Origin of the sequence: Acidiphilium sp. AL (assembly GCF_025499445.1) — a bacterium.
Taxonomy (GTDB): domain Bacteria; phylum Pseudomonadota; class Alphaproteobacteria; order Acetobacterales; family Acetobacteraceae; genus Acidiphilium; species Acidiphilium iwatense.
In genome coordinates this window covers 98,024-120,502 of record NZ_JAIMBZ010000002.1, presented here as the reverse complement: position 1 = coordinate 120,502, position 22,479 = coordinate 98,024, and the positions used below count along the sequence as shown (strand labels likewise).

At 63.6% G+C, this 22,479-nt stretch carries 22 protein-coding genes; 12 read left to right on the top strand and 10 right to left on the bottom strand.

Annotated features, from left to right (window positions below; genetic code table 11):
* Window positions 1-72: 72 nt before the first annotated feature.
* From AiwAL_RS01975 to AiwAL_RS01965, 3 genes are all read left to right on the top strand, one after another.
* A complete protein-coding gene (locus AiwAL_RS01975) occupies window positions 73-1,011 on the top strand; it encodes an SMP-30/gluconolactonase/LRE family protein (protein ID WP_235702595.1) in 939 nt (312 codons plus the stop codon).
* 244 nt (window positions 1,012-1,255) lie between these two features.
* Window positions 1,256-2,437, top strand: coding sequence for a sigma-54-dependent Fis family transcriptional regulator (locus AiwAL_RS01970; RefSeq protein ID WP_262311994.1), 1,182 nt, complete (start codon window positions 1,256-1,258; stop codon window positions 2,435-2,437).
* 6 nt (window positions 2,438-2,443) lie between these two features.
* A complete protein-coding gene (locus AiwAL_RS01965; protein ID WP_262311993.1) occupies window positions 2,444-2,866 on the top strand; it encodes a hypothetical protein in 423 nt (140 codons plus the stop codon).
* Window positions 2,867-3,086: 220 nt separating this feature from the next.
* Here the strand turns inward: AiwAL_RS01965 and AiwAL_RS01960 are convergent, their stop codons facing one another.
* The 7 genes from AiwAL_RS01960 to AiwAL_RS01930 form a co-directional block, all read right to left on the bottom strand.
* Window positions 3,087-4,502 (bottom strand): hypothetical protein, encoded by a 1,416-nt coding sequence (locus AiwAL_RS01960; protein ID WP_262311992.1) that lies wholly within the window; start codon window positions 4,500-4,502, stop codon window positions 3,087-3,089.
* Window positions 4,503-4,818: 316 nt separating this feature from the next.
* Window positions 4,819-5,652 carry a hypothetical protein gene (locus AiwAL_RS01955; RefSeq protein ID WP_262311991.1) on the bottom strand — a complete coding sequence of 278 codons (834 nt, stop codon included), beginning with the start codon at window positions 5,650-5,652 and terminating at the stop codon, window positions 4,819-4,821.
* An 18-nt stretch (window positions 5,653-5,670) separates the two neighbouring features.
* Window positions 5,671-6,420, bottom strand: a complete 750-nt coding sequence (locus tag AiwAL_RS01950) for a C39 family peptidase (RefSeq protein ID WP_262311990.1) — start codon at window positions 6,418-6,420, stop codon at window positions 5,671-5,673.
* Window positions 6,421-6,430: 10 nt separating this feature from the next.
* Complete coding sequence (locus tag AiwAL_RS01945) at window positions 6,431-6,835, bottom strand: hypothetical protein (protein ID WP_262311989.1); 405 nt, start codon at window positions 6,833-6,835, stop codon at window positions 6,431-6,433.
* 113 nt (window positions 6,836-6,948) lie between these two features.
* The gene (locus tag AiwAL_RS01940; protein ID WP_262311988.1) at window positions 6,949-7,872 is read right to left on the bottom strand and encodes a hypothetical protein; all 924 of its coding nucleotides are present in this window, start codon (window positions 7,870-7,872) and stop codon (window positions 6,949-6,951) included.
* 345 nt (window positions 7,873-8,217) lie between these two features.
* Window positions 8,218-8,388 (bottom strand): hypothetical protein, encoded by a 171-nt coding sequence (locus AiwAL_RS01935; protein WP_262311987.1) that lies wholly within the window; start codon window positions 8,386-8,388, stop codon window positions 8,218-8,220.
* Between the two features lie 4 nt (window positions 8,389-8,392).
* Window positions 8,393-8,995 carry a LysE family translocator gene (locus AiwAL_RS01930; RefSeq protein WP_262311986.1) on the bottom strand — a complete coding sequence of 201 codons (603 nt, stop codon included), beginning with the start codon at window positions 8,993-8,995 and terminating at the stop codon, window positions 8,393-8,395.
* A gap of 96 nt (window positions 8,996-9,091) precedes the next feature.
* Here AiwAL_RS01930 and AiwAL_RS01925 point away from each other — a divergent pair, with 96 nt between their 5' ends.
* Window positions 9,092-10,486, top strand: coding sequence for a PLP-dependent aminotransferase family protein (locus tag AiwAL_RS01925; protein WP_262311985.1), 1,395 nt, complete (start codon window positions 9,092-9,094; stop codon window positions 10,484-10,486).
* Window positions 10,487-10,537: 51 nt separating this feature from the next.
* On the opposite strand, the gene AiwAL_RS01920 is transcribed toward AiwAL_RS01925, so the two are convergent.
* Window positions 10,538-11,167, bottom strand: coding sequence for a YncE family protein (locus tag AiwAL_RS01920; protein WP_262311984.1), 630 nt, complete (start codon window positions 11,165-11,167; stop codon window positions 10,538-10,540).
* A gap of 12 nt (window positions 11,168-11,179) precedes the next feature.
* Window positions 11,180-11,905 (bottom strand): GntR family transcriptional regulator, encoded by a 726-nt coding sequence (locus AiwAL_RS01915; RefSeq protein ID WP_235703516.1) that lies wholly within the window; start codon window positions 11,903-11,905, stop codon window positions 11,180-11,182.
* 71 nt (window positions 11,906-11,976) lie between these two features.
* Here AiwAL_RS01915 and uxuA point away from each other — a divergent pair, with 71 nt between their 5' ends.
* The 8 genes from uxuA (at window position 11,977) to AiwAL_RS01875 (ending at window position 21,444) form a co-directional block, all read left to right on the top strand.
* Entirely contained in the window at window positions 11,977-13,167 is a 1,191-nt protein-coding gene (uxuA, locus tag AiwAL_RS01910) for a mannonate dehydratase (RefSeq protein WP_235703529.1), read from the top strand.
* Window positions 13,168-13,274: 107 nt separating this feature from the next.
* Window positions 13,275-14,087: an ATP-binding cassette domain-containing protein gene (locus tag AiwAL_RS01905; protein WP_235703515.1), complete on the top strand. Its 813-nt coding sequence runs from the start codon at window positions 13,275-13,277 to the stop codon at window positions 14,085-14,087.
* Window positions 14,084-15,130, top strand: coding sequence for an ABC transporter permease (locus AiwAL_RS01900; protein ID WP_262311983.1), 1,047 nt, complete (start codon window positions 14,084-14,086; stop codon window positions 15,128-15,130). Before AiwAL_RS01905 ends, AiwAL_RS01900 begins: the two co-directional genes overlap by 4 nt.
* Window positions 15,131-15,159: 29 nt before the next feature.
* On the top strand, window positions 15,160-16,128 hold the full coding sequence (locus AiwAL_RS01895; RefSeq protein ID WP_262311982.1) for an ABC transporter substrate-binding protein: 969 nt from the start codon (window positions 15,160-15,162) through the stop codon (window positions 16,126-16,128).
* Between the two features lie 30 nt (window positions 16,129-16,158).
* Window positions 16,159-16,995 carry an SDR family oxidoreductase gene (locus tag AiwAL_RS01890; protein ID WP_235703512.1) on the top strand — a complete coding sequence of 279 codons (837 nt, stop codon included), beginning with the start codon at window positions 16,159-16,161 and terminating at the stop codon, window positions 16,993-16,995.
* A gap of 278 nt (window positions 16,996-17,273) precedes the next feature.
* Window positions 17,274-18,662, top strand: a complete 1,389-nt coding sequence (locus tag AiwAL_RS01885) for a nucleobase:cation symporter-2 family protein (protein ID WP_235703511.1) — start codon at window positions 17,274-17,276, stop codon at window positions 18,660-18,662.
* A gap of 60 nt (window positions 18,663-18,722) precedes the next feature.
* Window positions 18,723-20,096 (top strand): carbohydrate porin, encoded by a 1,374-nt coding sequence (locus tag AiwAL_RS01880; protein WP_235703510.1) that lies wholly within the window; start codon window positions 18,723-18,725, stop codon window positions 20,094-20,096.
* Between the two features lie 4 nt (window positions 20,097-20,100).
* The gene (locus AiwAL_RS01875) at window positions 20,101-21,444 is read left to right on the top strand and encodes an 8-oxoguanine deaminase (RefSeq protein ID WP_235703509.1); all 1,344 of its coding nucleotides are present in this window, start codon (window positions 20,101-20,103) and stop codon (window positions 21,442-21,444) included.
* A 55-nt stretch (window positions 21,445-21,499) separates the two neighbouring features.
* On the opposite strand, the gene AiwAL_RS01870 is transcribed toward AiwAL_RS01875, so the two are convergent.
* Entirely contained in the window at window positions 21,500-22,477 is a 978-nt protein-coding gene (locus AiwAL_RS01870) for an ABC transporter permease (protein ID WP_235703508.1), read from the bottom strand.
* Window positions 22,478-22,479: the final 2 nt, after the last annotated feature.

The following is a 22,479-nucleotide window of genomic DNA, read 5'->3' as shown; positions in this document are numbered from 1 at the left end:
CGAAATGTGGCCTCTTTTCGCGATACGGATCGGCGTCTATGAATCGGCGAACGACAAATGGGAGGCCGTTTCATGTGGCAGCAAGCCGAGCGTTACCCCGATCCGGCGATTGAGATACTTCAGCCCTCCTTCGCGAAGTATCGGCTTTTCAGCGCATCGGTCGAGCGGCTGGCAAGCGGGATGCGCTGGGCCGAGGGGCCGGTATGGTTCGGCGACGGCCGGTATCTGCTGTGGAGCGACATTCCGAACGACCGGATGATGCGATGGGACGAGGCAAGCGGGCAGGTGTGCGTGTTTCGCCAGCCCTCCGGCTATGCCAACGGCAATACGCGCGACCGTGAGGGGCGGCTGGTCACCTGCGAGCATGGCGGGCGGCGGGTGGTCCGCACCGAGTATGACGGGCGGATCACCGTGCTGCTCGATCGCTTCGAGGGCAAGCGCCTCAATTCACCGAACGATGTCGTCGTGAAATCGGACGGCAGCATCTGGTTCACCGACCCGCCGTTCGGATTGCTGTCGAACTACGAGGGCGCGATCGCCGAGCCGGAAATCGGTGCGAACGTGTACCGGATCGACGGACGCACCGGAGCGGCGACGATTGTGGCCGCCGACGTTCTGGGACCGAACGGGCTGGCGTTTTCGCCCGATGAGAGCCTGCTCTACATCGTGGAATCGCGCGGCGTGCCGAACCGCAAGATCCGGGCGTTCGACGTGGTGGATGGGGTGAAGCTCGCGAACGGACGGGTATTCGTCGATGCCGGGCCGGGCACGCCGGACGGCATACGCTGCGATATCGACGGCAATGTTTGGGCCGGCTGGGGCATGGGCACGCCGGAGCTGGACGGGGTGGTCGTGTTCGATCCGGCGGGCGAGGCGATCGGCCGGATCGCATTGCCGGAGCGCTGCGCCAATATCTGTTTCGGGGGTGCGAAGCGCAACCGGCTGTTCATGGCGGCGAGCCATTCGGTCTATGCGCTGTATGTGAATACCCAGGGTGCCGCGGGAGGATAGCTAACGAGGTTCGGTTTTGTGGTGAGCGCAATCTCGAAGCGATATGGTCAGGATTTCTGCACTGATTTCTTTTTGCTTCGCTCGCAAGCAGTGATGTCTGGATATGGTTTGTTCGCGCGCCCAGGTTGCAGTCTCAAAATTAATCTCTAGTAAAAGTACGTTGATTTTGTCAGCGTGTTTGTATACTTATCAAATACTGCTTCGTTTGAGAGAATTCCTTTTCCAGAACAGGTGAGGAAATTCCGTGATTTCACAAAAGTCATTGAAAATCATCGGCGGCGGGCGGTTTTCTCATAACGTAAGTGAACCGTCCAGGAATCATGTCGAGCCGGGGGGGCGGAATGACGCCGCCGGCAACGGTATTTTGCACGACCGGTCTCGATCTGTCGCCGATGCGGCAAAGCTCGCCACGGCCCTTGCAGCACCCAGGGAAGATCGGTTTGTCGTCGGCACAAGTCCGGCGATGCGCAAGCTGTTCGTGACGATTCGCAAATTCGCGTGCGCGGATGCGCCGGTCCTCATCGTCGGCGAAACCGGCACGGGAAAGGAACTGGTCGCGAACGCGATCCACCAGAAATCAACCAGGGCGAGCGGACCGTTCAAGGCGGTGAATTGTGCGGCGATTCCGCCGACGCTGATCGCCTCGGAATTGTTCGGCTACGAAAAAGGCGCGTTCACCGGCGCGGTCGGCCGCAAGACGGGCATTGTCGAGGCCGCCAAGGGCGGCACCTTGTTTCTTGACGAAATCGGCCATCTGCCAAGCGATCTGCAAGGCTACATGCTGCGTTTTCTGCAGGAAAAGACGATTCAGCGGGTCGGCGGGATCAGTCAGATTCCGGTCGATGTTCGGATCATCGCCGCGAGCAACGTGAACTTCGACGATGTCATCGCGGTCGGGGCATTTCGCGCCGACCTGTTTTACCGGCTCAATGTCCTTACGGTTCATCTGCCGCCGCTCCGTGAGCGGCCCGAGGACATCGAATTGCTCGCCCGGTTCTTTCTCGGCCGGTTTGCGGCGGAAGCCGGAAAAACCCTGACGGGATTTGCGCCCCAGGCAATCGAGCGGCTATGTTCGCATTGCTGGCCCGGAAATGTCCGGGAATTGATGGCCTGTATTCAGCGTGCGGTCGTCATTACCGATGCCGACAGGATCGCGGTCGACGATCTCGATCTGTCGGACCACCCGTCGGCGACGCCAAAGCAAGTGATCGCGCCCCGCGTGCCGAAGCGCAGGCAGAATGCAGGAACCCAGCGCGAAGCGCTGATCGATGCGATCGACCGATGTGGCGGCAATCTGACGCAGGTGGCTGCGGCGCTCGGAATTACGCGGGTCTCGATATACCGGATGGTCAGAAAGTTCGGCTTGGTCGATCGCGTTGCCGCAAGTCGCCAGGAGGGTCATGCGCAACCGGAGGCCGGGCCATGAAACCGCTTGCTCCAGATCGTCAGGCAATCCACAATCGCATTCACTTATCGTTGGCATGAGGCAATCGTGATCGAGACAATGCGTTCCACAGTGGTTTTCTCAGCGGGTTGCAGGCGCCGATGGAGCATCGCGGCTGGCCTGATCGCGATTCTCGCGCTGCCGCCAACGGCTTTTGCCCGGTCGCCCGGTTACGGAGCGAACGGGCCACCCACCCAGCAGGCAACCGTCAAGGTTCTCAGCTTCGAGCTTGTGCCGCTCTCGGCCAATCAACTGCAAAGCGAGGCGGGCAAGGGCATACCCAGCGAGGTGCCGGGCACCGTGGTGCCGAAACCAGGCAACGGAACCATAAAACTTTGGGACGAAGTTCCGACCGTGAGGGTGATCACGACCCAGGCGTCGGAGACGTTGACCATCAACCTGGCGCGCTGAAGCGGGTTTTTGTCGGATTCGGCATAAATCCCGTCCGCGCGCCATTGTTGGCCATGCCGCGCGAAGCGTAGATTCGCACGCGCGGATGAAGCTGTCCGGTCTATGCGGATCGCTGGATTGCTTCGATCGTTGCACGATCTCGCAATGACGATTCTTGCCGTCGGAATTTGGCATGACTCGCGGCACCCCGAAACGGCGGATCGAAAATCCGCTGCCGGGATCAGGGCCGGAACCGGATTGGCACCTCGAAAAGAACCTTCGCGACCGGGCTGTTCGGCCCGACGCCGATCCCCGCACCGATATTGAGGGTGATGTTCTTGGTCAGCGTGAGCCCCACCCCGAAATTGAACGTGCCGAAATCGAACGACGAACCAGCGATGCCCACGCCATTCTCCGTCGCGGGCCATACATGTTCCTGCTGGTAGCTGAACGTCATCGAGGTCCGGTTGTTCACGGCGAAGCCGACGCCGAACGTTCCCGAGAGGTAGTTGCCGGGACCGATCGTGGCCGGCGTCGAAGGCCCGCCGCCGCGATTCGCGATTCGCACCCCGCGCGCGAAATTGACCCCGTAGAGAATATTGGCGAACAGGACCGCTGGCGATGTCGGGATCAGAATCGTCATGTTCGGTTCCAGCGTATAGAAGCCGGTTCCGGTCGGTAGTTTCTTCTCGATTCCGGCAATGTAGATCCCGTTCGGATCTTTGGTCGTATAGATCGGAACCGAGAACGGGCTGGTGCCCGTGGTCGTCTTGAACAGGAGATTGCCGATCAGGATCGGCCAGCCATTATTGCCGCTGTTGATCTGGTAGCTTCCGCCGACCACGACGTCGCCGATGCTGAATGCGTTCGCGCCGGGCGAAAACACCTGGGCACTTGGCCCGAGTGGCTGAGTCGTGGTCGAACCTGTCGCGTAGACCAAAGGAACTCGCAGGTTCAGCTCCAGCCGATTGGTGACGCCGTAGCGGAATGTCATCGCCGTGGTCGCGTAGTTCGCTTGAACGCGCTGGACATTGATGTTGCCGAAGGTAATGCCGGGGATGATCGTGAAACCGCTGATATTGACCTGGTTCTCGTTGTAGTAGTCGTACTCGAAGGACGGATCGACGACGAAAGCACCTTTCGGGGTCAGCACGCCGCCCGTGCTGGAAAGCTCCTGCGCGGTTTGCAGCACCCGCCGCGCTTCCTGCTTCCTCGGGCTCGGCCCGGTAATCGGCGCGGCTTCCGGTGCGCTTGCCGCCGAAGCTTGTGCGACACTGGTTCCGGTTTGTGTGGCCGCCGGTTCGGGCGCGTTGGCCGCCGTGCCGGTGCCGGTGCCGCGCAGCTTGCCGAGTTCGGTGTCGAGCAGGTTCTGCTCGTCGTTGAGCCGCAGGCTCTGAAGGCGCAACTCCCGTTGCTGTTCCTTGATCTGCGCTTGCTGCTTCAGGATTTCGGCACGCAGCCTCGCCGCTTCCTGTGGCGTAATCGACTGCCCGGCGGTTTGCGTGTCGGACTGGGCATGGGCCGGCACGGACAGTCCGGCGAGGCAGATCGTTCCGAAAAGTGCCGCGTGCCATAAGCGGAAAGATTGCCGCGAGAGACTGCTGCCGGTTGGAAGGACGATGCTTTCCGCGACATGAAAGCGACGTTCGGTGAGCATTCTGTTCCTCCCTGCAGGATTGGTGCAGCAATCAACATCCCGATCGTGCGCTGGGGCACTAACATTCGGCGCTGATTGAAAATACGATAACATATCCACTCGCCCGATCACAAACTTTTTAAATGCTTGCCTGCAATGAATTCCGAATGGGCGAACAGGAATTCGCAACATGTGACTTATCGGCCACGCGGGCTTCGAACGGCCCGCGGATCGGTTCCTGCCCTCATGGCGCACAAACCCACCCGCCGGTGCATGTCGGCGAGCCGATTACGTCGTTGTTCCTGCCCCGCGCACCACCACACTAGCCGATGCGAAATCAGGGAACCCCGAACCCTTGCGTCACGTTGTTCAGAACGCGGTTCGTCGTCTGCGCCGCGATGTTGGATTCGGCGAGCCCGGTCACCCCGATATTCATCAGCGTGGTCTGCTCGATGATCTGGTTGCTCAGGCTGTTGCTGATGCCATTGATGATCCCGCCTCCGCTGAACATCGTCTGGACCGATGTTGCCCCGTTGCCGCTCGTGCTGGTGGTCAGCACGGTCGTCGTCGGGTCGGCGACCGGCACATAGTATTTATTTCCGGTCGGCGTGCTGCTGGTAATCGCCGGGGTGGCAATCGGCACGGTGATCTGCGTTCCGGTCGGCGTGCTGGTCAATGTGCCGCTCGGCGTGTTGTTGGTTTCCTGGAATGACGTATTCGTATTGCTCGTCGAACTGGTCGTGGTCGTCGCCGGGTCGTTCCCGCCCGGCACGTTCGGCGTATTGGTGACGGACTGGGAAACCTGCGGTGTGCTCGTCGCCGAATAGACATAGACGGGAAGGCTGGTCGTACTGTTCGTGATCGAGATTTGCGGCACCATGATGCTCAGCACCATCGTGCCGTTGACGGTGGTGAGCTGCTGGAACCCGAAGGTCAGATTGATCCCGCCAGGCAGGCTCATCCCGCCCCGGATCGTGCCGAGCTGTGCATCGCTCAGCGCGTAAGGCTGAAGGCCGGCACGCGCCACGATTGCAGCACCGACCCCGCCGGAAGCGGCACCCGCCATGACCGGCTGGCCTGAAGCCAGAATGGGAAACGCCACGCTCGCCAGCAGGAACGCGGCGAGCGCGGTACCGGGCATCCGGTGCCGTCCCGTCTCGCATCTATCCATCTGCGTTCTCCCTAAATCTTAAAACAACGTTGGATTCCCAGCGCCGATCTGGCGCAGGGTCGAAAAATCGACCATGAATCGCGACAGCGAGAGCGGCGCTTCCGGCGACGTTGCCCAATTGCGCCCCCGGTTGAAGCTTGCCCGCGCCACCGCCGGATGCGCCAGGATCAGGAAGAAAATCCCGCTCCACTGGTGTTCGAACACGCCGATGCGTTCGCTGCGCATTCCCACCGCCGGGTCGGCGATCAGCACGCGCCCATCCTCGATCCCGGTAATCACCACGAAGTGCCGGTAGCCATACTCGTTGATCAGCACGATCGCCGGCACCCCAACCTTCTCGAGCTTCGAAAGCGGCGCGCGGAACCCGCCCGAGGCCAGATCGTGCCGCTGGAGATAAAGCTTCATGTCGAGCAGCGAGAATCCATATTTCTGGATCAGCGCCTTGTTGCCGTGAATGACCATGCTGCGGAACACGGTCATCTCGTTGACCGGCATGTGGTAGCTATAGGTCAGCAGCGTGGCGAGCGCGGCCGACCCGCACGAATAGTCGAAATGCTGTGGAATGACGGTGCCGAACCGCCGCGCCTGGAAGCTTTGCACCCGCATGTGGGGTGAAATCCCCGGAAGCCCCGCGATCGCGCCGCTGATCTGAAGCGGAGCCGCGCGCGCCCTCAGGCAAAGTCCGCCCACGCCGAGCCAGACCGCCAAGCTCGCCGCGATCAAACCGACACTCCGCCAGAACCGGCGGGTCGTGGGTTGGCGGCACATCGCTCCCTCCCTACTGGGCGCTGATGAAGATCGATACGCTGGAGTTCATCATAACATTGTTGCCGGTGTTTGAGAACACATTTGTGAACCCGGTATTGCCGCCGATCTCGCCGCCGATCACCGCGCCGGTGGTGGAACCGCCCGAAACCTTGCCGTTCAGCGTGCCGCTGCTCGTGGATGTCACGTTGAGCTGATTATTGGTGGTGTTGAACGCATTCGTCAGGTTCACCCCGCCCTCGCCGCGCGTGGTGCCGAGCTTGGCCGTCGAAAGCTGTTTGCCCGCCAGCGCGCTGAACGGATTGTCGGTGGCCTTGCCCGGTCCCGCCGACCCGCCCGCGAAAGCGGTTCCGTTCACGCAGAACGCCGCAGCCGTCACGAGAACGGTTGCGGCGATACTGATCCTCGCTTTCCTCATCGCTTCCTCCCTCGCGTCCGGCGCAGCTCCCGGACGCCATCGATCATAATCGGCCGCACCGCCCGGTTTTGGCCGGACGGTGCGGTTCCCGAAATTCGAGAAAAAGTTCCGAGTTAATGGTTACCCAGGATGCTCCCGCCATTGTCGATGCCGGTCGCGGCGACCGACACGTTCTGCTGCATCAGGCCGTTGCCGTTGAAGCCGGCGGTGATCACGCCGATATTGCCGCTGACATTGTTGCCGCCCACCGTCGAGCCGTTGTAGTTGGTGTTCGTGTCGTTGCCGGCGGCGGCGGCAGCGGAGGAGGCGGCCGCACCTCTGTTATGGTTGCCTTTGTTTTGATGGCTGCCGGCGGCGGAACTCTCGGCCGCGGCGTTATTGTTGTCGTTATCGTTGTTGTTGCTGGTGTGGCCTTCCAGGCTGCCGCCCGCATGGGACGAGGCCAGGGTCACGTCGATGCTGGTTTGGTTGAAGGAACTGGTCGCCGCAAGCGAGCCATTGCTGACCGCAGCACTGCCCAGACCATCAGCGTCAGCCGAGTTGAAGCTGTTCGCGATGGCCGTGCCGTCCTGGCTCGCCGCCGCGCCGCTGCCGCCATTGACGGTTGCAGCCGATGTGTTGATGTGGGTGTTGAAGCTGTGCTGGGCGCCGCTATTGGCGTTGGCGCCCTTTTCCGCCAGCGTGCCGCTATTGATGTTGCCACCTTCTTTCGCGACCGTCACGGTCTTGGTGTTGCCGTTGCCGTTGTTGCTGCCCAGCGTGCCGCTATTGGCCGCGCTGTCCTGGCTCGCCGACGCGCCGCCGCCGCCATTGGCGCTCGAGCCCGACGCGTTGGTCTTCGTGACCGTCACGGTCTTGTTTTTGGTGCTGCTGGCCGAGCCGCTACCGGTATTGGCGTTGCCGCCGTTCTGCGCCTGCGTGTTGGTACTACCACCACCATTACCGTGGTTGACGTTCTTGGCCATGGCGGGAGCCATGCCGAGGCCGAACAGGCCAAGGGCAATGGCCGCCGTGCTGCTCAGAAGAAGTTTACGCATTGAATCCTCCGTTGTGTTCGGTTTCATCCGACCTCGACCCGATGACGGCAGAGGCCATGGCTTTCAGATTCACGACCGCAGATACTCGGACCGGAATTCCTGTCCCGCGAACTCGCGCCTCTGCCGCCGATGAGGATCAACGCAAGCAGCGTGCCAACGCGATGCGCAGCGGTGATTTCCAGAAATTCATGATTTCTTAAGGCATTACGGGATATGGCCTGACGGCCATATCGGCCGTGCCGGTGTAACTTCAGACGTAACTTTTACGTAGCGTCACACTGACGATGCCCGCGCTGCCGAGTTTGTCGTTATCTATAATAAACTGGTCGGCGATCATGGGTCGGCTCAGTCGGCACCCCGCGAGGCGATCCGGCTTTCCCGTTTCCGCGCCACCGCGTGCCGCAAGTCCCGCCCCTCGCGCGGCAGCAGCGGGTCGATCGCGGTGTCGAACATCGCGACGCGCGCCCAGTACAGCATGCCTTGATGAAAGAAATCGGCCAGGAACCGGCGGATCATGATTTCACCGCTCGAAAAACAGCGAAACGATGGACAGGACGAGCAGCGCCGCCATCGCGAGGTTGAAAGCCCGGAACTGCCGGTCGGATCGCAGCACCGAACCGATGCCCGAGCCGATGCCCGCCCAGGCCGAGACGACGGGCAGGGTGACGAGCAGGAACACGATCACGATCATGCCGGTCTGCACCCAGAGATTGTCCGCGAGGCTGACGAATGTGCTCATCGCCGCCGCGGCGATGACCCATGCTTTCGGGTTGACCCACTGAAACAGCGCCGCCTCGAGAAAACTCAGCGGGCGCGACCGGCGGTTAGCACCCTTCGCGTCGGGGCGCCGCGCCGTCGCGATTCTGGCGGCAAGCCAGACCATATAGGCGATGCCGAGCCATTTGAACCCACGGTGAACCGCCGGGTTGGCGATCAGGACGGGGCCGAGCCCCAGGCCGATCATCAGGATCATCACCGGAAACCCGACCGAGATGCCGAGCACATGCGGCATGGTGCGCCGCAGGCCGAAGGTCGCGCCGGAGGCAGTGACCATAACGTTGTTCGGGCCGGGGGTGCCCGACATCGCGACGGCAAAGAGAACCAGGCCCGGCAGCGCGGTCATCGTCCGGTTTCCATGCACCCGTTCATGGCGGCACTGGTGTAGGGCGGTTGCGTTACCGCGACAGGTCTGATAACGTTATTGGTAATTCTCATGAAAATGGATAACACAACCCAGCGCGTCATTCAACATCTGCGCGTTCTCGCGGCCGGGCAGGCGGCGGGATCGCGCCTGCCGCCGGTGCGGGCGCTGATGCGGGAATTCGGCGCCGGCCCGGTCACGGTTCAGCGGGCGCTGGATCGCCTGACCCATGAAGGGATCATCGAAGCGCATCCGGGGCGCGGCACCTTCGTCGCCGGACGGGCGCCGGACGGCGCGGCCGTGCTGGCCGACATGGCCTGGCAGAGCGTCGCCCTCGGTCCCGGCCGGTCCCAGGCCGAGGCGCTCGGCGCCCTGGCGCATGTTCCCCCGCCGCATGCCGTCCCGCTGAACGCCGGCTATCTGTCCGAAGCCTTGCAGGCGACCTCCCTGCTGGCGGCGGCGGCCACGCGGGCGCTGCGCCGGCAGGGTTTATGGGGGCGGATGCCGATCGAAGGGCTTCATGCGCTGCGCGCATGGTTCGCCGATGCGATCGGCGGTTCCTACCGGGCGCACGAGGTCACGATCTGTCCGGGCAGCCAGTCGGCTCTCGCGGCGTCGTTCCGGGCCCTCGCGAATCCCGGCGATCCGGTCCTGATGGAAAGCCCGACCTATATCGGGGCGATCGCGGCGGCGCGCGCGGCCGGCCTGCGTCCCGTCCCGGTGCCGATCGATCGGGACGGGGTGCGGCCCGAGCTTCTGGCCGATGCGTTCCGCACCAGCGGGGCACGGCTGTTCTACTGCCAGCCGACCTATTCCAACCCAACCGGCGCTGTGCTCTCGGCGGCGCGGCGCGGCGCGGTTCTGGATCTGCTCCGGGAGTTCGGCGCCTTCCTGATCGAGGATGACTGGGCGCGGGATTTCCAACTGGACTCCGGCACCCCGCCGCCAGCCCTCGCGGCCGACGATCGCGACGGCCACGTGGTCTATGTCCGGTCGGTCACCAAATGCGCGGCGCCGGGGCTCAGGATCGGCGTGATCTGCGCGCGCGGCCCGGCGCATGCCCGCCTGCGCGCGGCCCGGCTGACCGATGATTTTTTCGTCCCCGGCCTGCTGCAGGAAATCGCCCTGCAACTGCTCACCGCGCCGAGCTGGCCGCGCCATCTGCGCTGGCTGCGCGCGGCGCTGAGGGCGCAGCGGGACGCGCTGGTCGAGGCGTTGCGCATGCATCTCGGGCCGGACTGCCTCGCTCATGTGCCGGAGGGCGGTCTGCATCTCTGGGTGCGGTTGCCCGACGGGACTGTCGATGAGGATGTCGCCGCAACCTGCGCCAGGGCCGATATCCTGGTCAGCTCCGGCCGGCACTGGTTTCCGGGAGAACCCGAAGCGCCGTTCCTGCGGGTCGGTTTCGCCGCGATCCCGGCCGAGGCGGCTGATGACGCGATCGCCCGGCTCGCCGCGATCATTCGCGGCTGATGCCTCGAACCCAGATCGCCACGAGGCAGGCGGCGGATGCCGGGGACCGGATCATCGCGCCGGATCGAGAATGAGCGCATGCACCGTTCCCGGCACGAACCGGAAATCCGGGGCATTGCCGGGCTTGCCCTTGCGTTCGGATAGGATTTTGGCGGTCACCAGGAAGACTCGACCGGTTTTCGGGTCGATCGCCATGTTCTTCGCACCCGGCGCGGTTTCGACATTGCCGAGACCGGTGAACCTGTCCGGTCCGTCTTCCTCGATCACCGAGAGCGTACCGTCCTTGTTGGAGCTGAAGGCGAGATGCGAAGCCGGATCGAAGGCTGCGCCGTCGGTGCCGAGGCCGATCGGCAACTGGGCGAGAACCTTGCCGCTATTCGAATCGACCACGACCATCCTGACGTTGCCCTTGCAGCTCGCGAACAGCCGGTGCGTCCGCTCATCGATCGCGAGGCCGTGGATATCCGGGCACGTCGGCACGTTCCACATCGCGGTGACCGTGTTGGTCCTGGCGTCGATCCGGGCGATCCTGGCGCGGTCGCTGATATTGACGAACACGTTGCCGTCGCCGTCCGGCACCGCTTCCTCGGGCGATCCGCCGAGTGGGACCGTGGCAACCACCGTGTCGGTCGCCGGATCGATCGCGCTGGCCGCATGGGCGTTGCCGCCAAAGGCGAACACCTCGCGACTGCCTCAGCGTTTCTCGTCGAAATATTCAGGCATGGCCGCGATCAGCCGGGGCAGGGAGGTCAGCAACTCGGACAAATGAAGCCGCATGACCGCCTCGGCCGCATCCCGATCGCGCGTTTCGATCGCATCGACGATCGCGGCGTGCTGCTCGAGCAGCCGCGCCGCCGGGGTTGCGTCCGGCAGGCTCAGATAGCGCACCCGGTCCATCTGCAGTTTGACATTGTGCAGGATGCGCCAGACATCTTCGTGATCGGTCGCGGCGGCGAAAGCGCGGTGCAGCGCGTCGTCCAACGCCAGAAAACCGGCATGGTCGCCGGCGCGCACGGCGTCGGCCTGATCGGCGATCAGCGACCGCATCCGCGCGATCGCGGCAGCGTCGGCCTTTGCCGCGGCTTCGCGCGCGACCGCGCATTCCACCGAAGCCCGCAGGAAGCGGGCACTTTCCGCCCGTGCCGCGGAAATCCGCGTCACCACCGTGCCGCGCTGCGGCAGCACCTGCACCAGCCCGGCTTCCGACAGCCGGATCAGCGCCTCGCGCACCGGCTGGCGGCTGACCCCGAGCTGTGCTGCGAGATCGTTTTCCGAAAGGCGCTCGCCGGGACGCAGCGCATTGGTGATGATGCGCTCCTCGATGATCCGCCGCACCCGCAGCCCAACCGGCCCCGGCTCTTCGGAACCGAGTTCGGTCGCACTTCTGTCTGTCCTCCGGGCGGCAATTTGGGGCGGCATGATCGAAACCTTGACCGTTCGGCGTCGTCATGAATAACTAGCCGACTAGTATGGTGATGACAAGGACGACCATGGAACAAACCTGGCGCTGGTTCGGCCCCGAAGATGCCATTACTCTGGACGAGATCGGGCAGACCGGCGCCGAAGGCATCGTCACCGCCCTTCATGATATCTCCTATGGCGCGGTCTGGACCGAGGAAGCGATCGCCGCGCGGCAGGCGCTGATCGCGCGCGGCCCGGTTCCCGCGCTGCGCTGGAGTGTGGTCGAAAGCCTGCCGGTGCATGAGGATATCAAGCGCGGCGCCGGCAGGCTCGACCATCTGTTCGGCGCCTACCGCACATCGCTGCGCAACCTGGCGCGATGCGGCCTCAGTACCGTCTGCTACAATTTCATGCCGATCCTCGATTGGACGCGCACCGAATTGCAGGCGCCACTGCCGGGCGGCGGCACCGCACTCCGCTTCAACGCGCATCAGATCGCCGCGTTCGATTGCTTCATGCTCGCGCGTCCCGGCGCCGAGGCGGAGTACGATCCGGCGCTGCTTGCCCGCGCCCGCGCCTGGTTCGACGCGGCGGGCGAGGCCGAACGGAGCACTTTGCTCGCCAGCATCATGGCCGGGCTGCCCGGCGCCTATGACCGCTACGACATCCCCGGCCTGCGCCGGATGCTCGACAGCTACGCCGGCATCGACCATGCCGCATTGCGCGGCAATCTCGTGCGATTTCTCCAGGAGGTCGTGCCGGCGGCGGAGGAACTGGGCATCCGCCTCTGCATCCACCCCGACGACCCGCCGCGGCCGATCTTCGGCCTTGCCCGAATCGTCTCGACCGAAGCCGACATCGCGTTCATCCTGGATGCGCTAGATCGCCCCGCCAACGGCCTGACCCTTTGCACCGGCTCGCTCGGTGCGGGCGTGGGCAACGACGTGGCTGCCATCGCGCGGCGCTTCGCCGACCGGATCTGGTTCGCCCATCTGCGCAACGTGACGAAGGAACCGGATGGCTCCTTCATGGAATCCGACCATCTTGCCGGTGATGTGCCGATGCTGAAGGTGATCCGCACGCTGCTCGGTGCCGAGGCTCGGCGCCGCGCCGCCGGCGATCAGCGCTGGCGCATCCCGATGCGCGCGGATCACGGCCATGAATTGCTCGGCGATGCCGGCCGCAACACCCATCCCGGCTATCCGCTGATCGGGCGGCTGCGCGGTCTCGCTGAACTGCGCGGCGCGATGCTCGCCCTGACCGGCGAGATGGCGTCGTGATCCGGGACGGGAACGTGAATTGACAAACTGCCATGGTAGTATATTTCTGCCGGGCTATCGATAATGCGCAGTTTCCGCCGCACGAGAAACGCGAGGAGGGACGCCGAATGCCTGCCGATGCGATCAGCCGGGCGGTGAGCCCGCTCCAGGCGAAGCCGGTTCTCGAAGTCGTCGGCGTCGCCAAATCCTACGGCCATATCAGGGCGCTCGAAGGCGTCACGCTCGACATTCATGCCGGCGAGGTGGTGGGACTGGTGGGCGATAACGGCGCCGGCAAATCCACCCTGGTCAACATCATCGCCGGCGCGATCCGCCCCTCCGCCGGCACGCTGCGGATCGAGGGGCGGGAGGTCGCCTTCGCCTCCGCGCTTGATGCGCGCACCGCCGGAATCGAGGCGGTGTATCAGGATCTGGCGCTGGCGCTCGATCTCGACATCTGGGCGAATATCTTTCTCGGCCGGGAGACGTTGCGCCCCGGCCTGCTCGGCCGCCTCGGCTGGCTCGACAAGCGCGCGATGCAGCGCCGCGCCGCCGAGGAGCTTGGCCGTACCGCGATCCGCGTCGGTTCGATCCGCACGCGCTGCCGCGCGCTGTCCGGCGGGCAGCGTCAGGCGGTCGCGGTGGCGCGCGGGCTGATCTGGGGGTCGCGGCTTCTGCTGCTGGACGAGCCCACGGCGGCGCTCGGCGTCGAACAGCAGGCCAAGGTCGGCAAGCTGATCGAGGCGGTGCGCGCCCGCGGCATTCCGGTCATTCTGGTCAGCCACAACATGCCGCAGGTTCACGACCTCTGCGATCGCATCGTGGTGCTGTTCCAGGGCCGCAAGATCGCCGACCGGCCGGCATCGGACATGACGATCGCCGACATCATCGCCTGCATCACCGGCGCCGGCATTACGGGCACACGGGAGATGCACGCATGAGCGACGCGCCGACCCCGTCGCGCGAGGCTGCAATGCCCGCTCCCGCCGCGCGGCGCGTCTCGCGCGCCGCGTCCCTCGAATTTCTCTCGCGCGCGGGAGAACTCTGGACGCTCGCGATCCTGATCGTTCTGATCGCGATATTCGGCATATTGAGCCCGGATTTCTTCAGCCGGGCGAGCTGGCTCGCGACCTCGCAATTCGCGGTCGAATATCTGCTGCTCGGACTGGGTGAAACCTTCGTCATCGTCACCGGCGGGATCGATCTTTCGGTCGGCGCGATTCTCGGTTTTTCCGGCATGGTGGGGGCGATGGTGATGCGCGCCATGATTTATCGCCATGTAGCGACCGATCTCGATCTCATCGCCGGAATCGCGTCCGCCCTGACCGCCGGCACCTTCGTCGGCTGGCTGAACGGCCAGGCGATCACCCGCCTTCGGCTGACGCCGTTTGTCGTCACGCTCGGCATGCTCAGCATGTGCACCGGCGGCATCTATCTGCTCAACAACGGTGGCAATGTCGGCACGATTCCCGATATCGTCGGCACGCTGGGCTCTTTCGCGATCGGCGGCTGGCTGCCGGTGACGGTGCTGGTCACTGCGGTTTTCGCGGTGCTGTCCGCCCTGCTGCTGGCGGAAACCCGGTTCGGGTTGCGCACCTACGCGATCGGCTCAAATCCGCAGGGAGCGGCGCGCGCCGGCATCGATGTGCGCAAGCATCTGGTGAAAATCTACATGCTGTCGGGCTTTCTCGCGGCGGTGGCGGGGCTGATGGTGATGGCGCGGTTCGCTTCCGCCTCGGTACAGGCCGGCGCCAATGACGAACTCGACGCGATCACCGCCGTGGTGATCGGCGGCGCCAGCCTGTTCGGCGGGCGCGGCACCGTGCTCGGCACGGTGATCGGCAGTTTCGTGATCACCGTGATGGTGACCGGGCTGATCCTGATCGGCGTGCAGCCGTTCTGGCAGCAGGTCGCGGTGGGTGCCATCCTGATTTTCGCCGTCGCGATGGACCAGTTGCGCGACCGGCTGCTCGATGCGTTTTAGAAACCGACCGACAACAAGGGGAGACGACGATGACGAGACAAAAATTCCGCACTGCATTGGCGGCGGGTGCCGTTCTGGCCGCGATGGGCTTGTCCAATGCAAACGCGAAAACCTACACGATCGCGCTGGTGCCCGGAATCGCGACCGATCCGTTCTACATCACCATGCAGCGCGGCGCCGCCGCCGAGGCGAAAAAGCTCGGCGTGCACTTGATCTGGCAGGGCGGCGCGTCCTTCTCGCCGGAAACCCAGATACCGATCCTGCAGGCCCTGCTTGCCAAGCATCCCGATGCCCTGGTGATCGCGCCCACCAACAAGAAGGCGCTGATCAACCCGATCAAGCAATATGTGAGCGCGCATATTCCGGTGATTTCGGTCGATACCACGATCAGCGATCACGGTCTGCTCAAGTCGCGCATCACCTCCAACAACACCCAGGGCGGCGCCGCCGCCGCCAAGGCGATCGCAACATTCGCGCATGAGAGGGGCGATGTCGCGGTGATCAACGTCAAGCCCGGCATTTCGACGACGGACGCGCGCCAGAAAGGCTTCCTCGCGCAGATGAAGCACTATCCGAACATGAAGGTCGTCGCGATAGAATACGACAATGACAGCCCGACCAAGGCGTTCACCGAAGCCCAGCTTTTGCTGCTGAAATATTCGCACCTGAAGGGCATTTTCGGCACCAACGTGTTCTCCGCCCAGGGCGCCGGCAAGGCGGTCGATTCATCGGGCAAGAAAGGCCGGGTAAACGTGGTCGGTTACGATGCCGAACCGGGCGAGGTGAAGCTGCTCAAACAGGGCGTCGTCACCACGCTGATCGTTCAGCAACCCGCGCTCGAAGGCAAGCTCGGCGTGAAATACGCCTATGACATTCTTTCCGGCCATGCCGGAAGCGTGCCGAAATCCAAGCTGCTCGACAACATCACCGCGACCACGAAGAATGCGAACGATCCCGATATCTCCAAGTATTTCTACAAATCCGAACTCGCGCACTGAGAGGGCGATGATCGGTATCGGGGAGAGGCCATGACGGAAAATCAGCACGGCGCCGCGACTTGCCCGGCACGCTACGCGGGGCGGCGCGTGCTGATCACCGGCGGCTCGCGCGGGATCGGCCGGGCGATCGCCGAACGCGTCGCGGCGGAGGGTGCGGCGACCATCATTACCCATTTCCGCGACGGCGCGGCGGCCGCCGCCACGCTCGAACGCCTTGCCGCGATCAGCCATGCGGCGGGATTCGACGCGGTCGCGCATCGCGCGGAGGATGCCGATGTGGCGGATGAAGCGGCGATGGATGCGGTCTTCGCGCGCGCATTCGCGATTGGCCGGCTCGACGTTCTGGTCAACAATGCCGGTATCCAGAAGGAACAGACGCAAGGCCATGAACTGGATCTCGCTGCGTTCGAGCGGGTGATCGCGGTCAATCTCATTTCGGTCGCATCCTGCGCGGCGCGCGCCATCCGGCATTTCCTGGATCACGGCGGCGGGGTGATCGTCAACATCTCGAGCGTGCATGAAATCGTGCCGAAACCGGGTTATCTCAGCTATTCGGCGGCGAAAGGCGGCGTCGGCAACATCACCCGCACCTTGGCACTCGAATATGCCGGGCGAGGCGTTCGGGTGAACGCCGTCGGTCCCGGTGCGACAATTACCGACATGAATGCATCGTGGATCGACGATTCTGTCCGCCGCGCGGCGGTGTGTGCGCATATCCCGATGGGCCGCCCCGCCGAGGCCGCCGAAATCGCGGCGGTCACAGCGTTTCTCGCATCGGATGACGCAAGCTACGTCACCGGCCAGACCATCATGGCCTGCGGCGGGCTGTCGCTCTACGGTGACTTCGCCCAGAACTGGGCATCGTAAGCCGAAGCCAAACCTGCCAGGGGTAAAACCCGACCACGACTGTCCTTGCGCGGCCGCGTCACGCGAAGGCGTGCATTTGCACGTCACGACCGAAGCAATCCAGCGACGCATCGGCGCGACCATCATGAGCCGCGCATTATACGATTTCACTTATGATGCATATTGAGACTCACTGCGCGGCGAAGCGATCCATAAGCGCAGATCAGGAACGCAAATAACGCGGACGGCGCAATCGCAAATTCAACGGCAAAAGCCGGCCAAAGGTGAGGACGTATCGAATGTCTCGATTCGAGGAGAGCGGCGGTATCAATGCATGGCTGCCACCGGGGCGACTGTTCATCCTGGGGTTTCAGCATGTCCTGGTCATGTATGCCGGTGCCGTGGCCGTGCCGCTCATCGTCGCGGGCGCCGCGCATCTGACCACGGCCCAGACCGGCTATCTGATCAGCAGCGACATGTTCTGCTGCGGTATCGGCTCGCTGCTCCAGTCGGTCGGACTCGGTCCGTTCGGCATCCGCATGCCGGTGATCATGGCGGTCACTTTTGCCGCGGTTGGCCCGATGATCGTGATGGTGGGCGATCCCGCGCTCGGCCTGCCGGGCATTTACGGCGCCACCATCGCCGCTGGCCTCATCGCGATGGGCCTGGCGCCGTTCGCAAGCCGGCTGCTTCGGTTTTTTCCGCCTCTGGTGCAGGGAATCGTCATCACCGCGATCGGCGCGAATCTGATTCCGGTGGGAATCAACTGGTCCGCCGGCGGTTTCGGCAACCCACATTACGGCGCGCCGATCTATCTCTGCGTGTCGCTCAGCGTCCTGCTGTTCATCATGGTGCTCGCGAAATACGGCAAGGGATTCATGGCGAATGTCGCGGTCCTGCTCGGGCTCATTTTCGGTTTCGCCGAAGCCGTGCTGCTGGGCCGTGTGCGGCTTACAGGCATCGGCGCGGTCGGCTGGTTCGGCCTGATCACGCCATTTCATTTCGGGTTGCCGACGTTCCATCCCATCGCGATCGCCACGATGGTCGTCGTCATGCTGGTAACGTTCATCGAATCGAGCGGCATGTTCATGGCTCTCGGGATGATCGTCGATCATCCGGTCGAAAACACGGATATTCGCCGAGGGCTTTTGGTCGATGGTCTTGCGAGCGTCATCGGCGGCACATTCAACTCTTTTCCGCACACCTCGTTTTCGCAGAATATCGGACTTGTCGGGATCACCGGCGTGCGGAGCCGCTGGGTCTGCGCCGCGGCCGGCGTGATCCTGGTGCTGCTCGGCCTGGTTCCGAAAATGTCGTTCATCGTCGCGTCGATTCCGCAATTCGTCCTGGGCGGCGCCGGCATCGTGATGTTCGGTATGGTCATGGCGACCGGCATTCGCGTGCTGAGCCATGTCGATTACGAAAAACAACAGCATAATTCCTACATCGTCGCGATCAGTCTCGGCATTTCGATGATCCCGGTGGTCGCCGTGCATTTCTTCCAGGCGGTTCCGGTCAACCTGCAACCCTTCGTGCAGAGCGGTATTTTCCTCTCCGCCCTAACCGCGGTTCTGAGCAATCTCTGGTTCAACGGAATGGCGCCAAAACGCGACTCCGGGCGCGGCAGCACCGTGGCGCACTCTGTCGAGATCCAGGGAGACCCGAAGGCGGTCTCGACGCTTCACTGAAACGATTTCCGCAAAACCTGCCGCACGATTCAACCAAAAAAAACCGGGAGTGAAATTTCAATGGCAATAACATCCGCCCGTGACTCTGTCCCGGCTGCGCGCGCGACCGCGATCGCGCTTCTGATCATGGCTCCCGTCATGGCCAGCGCACAGGGCACCGCCGAAACCGCGCCGCAATCCGGCCCGTTGCAGAGCCTCGCCACGGCGCGCCAGCAACTGAAAACCGACGGGATCGACATTACCGGCTATTACGAAGGCAATTTCTACGCAAACGTCGCCGGCGGCCTCAAAAAAACCAATGTCTATTTCAGCGATCTTGCGTTCGGCGCCAATCTCGATCTCGCCAAGCTCGCCGGCATTCCCGGTGCCATGCTCGATATCTCGATCGATTCCCGCTTCGGCGGGTTGCCCCAAGGTGTCAATGATCTCACCGGAAGTTCGGTCGGCTATCTTGGCGGCGCCGGGCCGGACAACCAGACGCGCCTGACCGAACTGACATTCGGTCAGAAACTCGCGGGTGGCGCCTTGTCCTACGCGATCGGGCGGACCACGCTCGCCAATTATTTCGGCACATCCTCGCTCTACTGTCAGTTCGAAACATCGCTCTGCAGCAATCTGGTACCATTCAACTGGTCGCTCGACAGCAACGAACCGTTCTACCCGATCGCGGTCTGGGCCGGGGAACTGAAAGTCACGCCGACCCGGCAGACCTATTTCCGAATCGGCGCATCGGAATCGAATCCCCAGCAATATTTTGGCGGCGGCTTTCCGTGGAATGGCGGATGGTCCGTCGCGCACGCGACCGGCGTGTTCCTGCCGGCCGAATTCGGCTACACGACGGAACATACCGGCGCGCTCTATCCGGGCCGCTACAATGTCGGTTTCTATTATGACTCATCGCAATTCACCGATCCGCGCTACAACGCCCAAGGCGGCAAGCTCGCTTTCGCGGGCGGCGTTCCGGCTTCCGACGGTCCGCAAAGCGTCGTCTACCTGCAAGCCCAGCGGGTTCTCTGGCGTTCTGGTAATGCCAAAGGTGCAAGGCGGCTCTGGGGATTCGCCGCCGCGCAATTCGGCGTGTCGGGCCGCGCGCCGGTGAAATCCTATTACCAGCTCGGCGCGGTCATGCAGGGCACGTTTCCCGGCAGGCCGAACGACACCGCCGGATTGCTCGCGACCTACTATGTCTTCAATCAGCGCGTGACCGGCGCTGTTAACGACGAAGTCGCCGCCGCCGGTAAATCCGGCCATCTTTCGAACACCGAAGCGATTTTCGAGGCGAATTACGGGATCGATCTCGGTTACGGCTTGACCGTCAAGCCGTTCATCGACCTCACGGTGAATCCCGACCAGTTCCTGTTCGACGTGCCGGCGCCGAATCCACGCATCCATTACGCCTTGGCGGTGGGAACCCAGCTCAATATCGGACTTTGAAACCATGCGTCTCTGGATCAAGACTCCGCTCGGCGGGATGCCGAAAGGCGGGGAGGGCGGTATCGTCGTCGATGGTCCGATCATTGCCGAACTCCTCCGCGCCGAGCATCAACCATCGGGGCCAATCGACGAGGTTTTCGATGCGTCGCGCCACGTCGTGCTGCCCGGACTGATCAACACGCATCATCATTTTTACCAGACTTTGACGCGCGCTTTCGCCCCGGCGCTCGACAAGAAACTGTTCGACTGGCTTATCGCACTGTATCCGGTCTGGGGACGCATCACCGAGAATGAATTCCGCCTCGCCTGCCGGGTCGCGCTCGCCGAGCTTCTGCTCTCGGGCTGCACCACGGCATCCGACCATCATTATCTGTTTCCCGCCGCCCTGCCGCACGCGATCGATATCGAGATGGAGGAGGCGGCGGCGCTCGGGCTGCGCGCGGTGCTGTGCCGGGGTTCGATGGATCTTTCGGAGGAGGATGGTGGCCTGCCGCCCAGATCGGTCACCCAATCGATCGACGTCATTCTGGCTGACAGCGAGCGTCTGGCGAAACGCTGGCACCAGAGCGGTCCGGGTGCGATGAGCCAGGTTGCGCTTGCGCCGTGCTCGCCGTTTTCGGTCTCCGCCGATCTGATGCGCGAAACCGCGCGACAGGCGGCAGGTCTCGGCCTCCGGCTGCATACCCATCTGGCGGAAACCGAGGATGAGAACGAATTCTGCCTCGCCCGTTTCGGCAAGCGACCGCTCGATTACGTCGAGGAACTCGGCTGGCTGAACGATCATACCTGGTTTGCCCACGGTATCCATTTCACCGAGGCGGAGCGGGCGCGGATGGGGCGCGCCGGCATCGGTATCGCGCATTGCCCGAGTTCCAACATGATTCTCGGCTCCGGCATCTGCCCTGCCTGCGCGCTGGAGCGGCAGGGTGTCGCGGTCGGACTCGCGGTCGATGGATCGGCCTCCAATGACGGCTCCAACATGATCCAGGAACTGCGTCAGGCGCTGCTACTCCAGCGTGCCGGCGGCGGCATCGGTGCCGCCGGCTTTGCCGATCCGATCCGCTGGGCGACCGAAGGTTCGGCGCGCTGCCTGGGGCGGCCCGATCTCGGCCGGATCGCGCCGGGAATGCAGGCCGATCTTGCCCTGTTCGCCCTGGACGAGTTGCGGTTTTCCGGCGCCGGCGATCCGCTCGCGGCGCTGATCGTCTGCGGCGCGCACCGGGCGGACCGGGTGATGGTCGGCGGTGCCTGGCGGGTGATCGACGGCGCGATACCGGGGCTCGATCTCGCCGCCCTTACCGCCGCGCATCGGGCGGCGGCGGCGCGAATCCGGAAGCATGTTGCCTAACTATAAATTAGTCATAATAACTACTTTTTGTTTCACGTGAAACAAAGAGCAGCGTTTATGCCCCATTCGTTCTCCGGGAATCCCGCCAGGCGACGAACGGGTTTTCGACCAGAATCACCCCGATCAGGATCACCCCGATCACTCCGGCCTGATAGATCGGGTTGAAATCATTATAACTCAGCCCGTAATCGACGATCCCGATCACCACCGTCGCGAGCGCCGTGCCGATCACCGAGCCGGTGCCGCCGAAAATTCCCGTGCCGCCGAGCACGACGATGGCGATGCTGATCAGATTCGCTTCCCCCGCCGCGTCCGGCCGCGCGGTACCGAGACGCGCGGCGCCGACAATGCCGGCGATGGTCGAAACCAGCCCGCACAGCACATAGGTCGCTGCCCTGATGCGCGATGCGCGCAGCCCGGCGAGGTCGGCGGCGCGGTCGTTGGTGCCCGCCAGATAAAGTGCGCGGCCGAACCTCGTGCCATGCTGAAGGAAGGCGAAAGCCGCAAGAAGCGGCAGATAGAGTGCCACCAGTTGCAGCGGCAAACCCAGGACATGGCCTTGGCCGATCGCGAGAAACAGCGGCGATTCATGGGTAAGATCGATATTGATCCCGCCGGTCAGGACGAGGGCAAGCCCCTGGTAGCCGAACAGAGTCGCCAGCGTCGCGATGATCGGCGGTATCCTGAACCACGAAATCGCCACCGCGTTGATCCCGCCCAGGACAAGCCCCGCAAGCAGCGTCATCCCGATCGCCACAGGCCAGGCGAGGTCGAGATGCAGCAGCCGGCCCAGGATCACCTGTGCCAGTCCCGCGATCGCGCCCACGGAAAGATCGATCCCCGTGTCCCCGCCGCAGATCACCAGCGTCTGGCCAAGCGCGATCATCCCGATTTCGATGCCGAACACCGCCATGCTGTCGAGATTCTGCGTGGAGACGATGCCGGGATGGCCGAGCGCGAAGCCGCCGAGCGCTGCCGCCGCCATCACCAGCAGCAGGAGCGGGCGGGTTCGGTCGAAGCCGGACGCGTGCATTC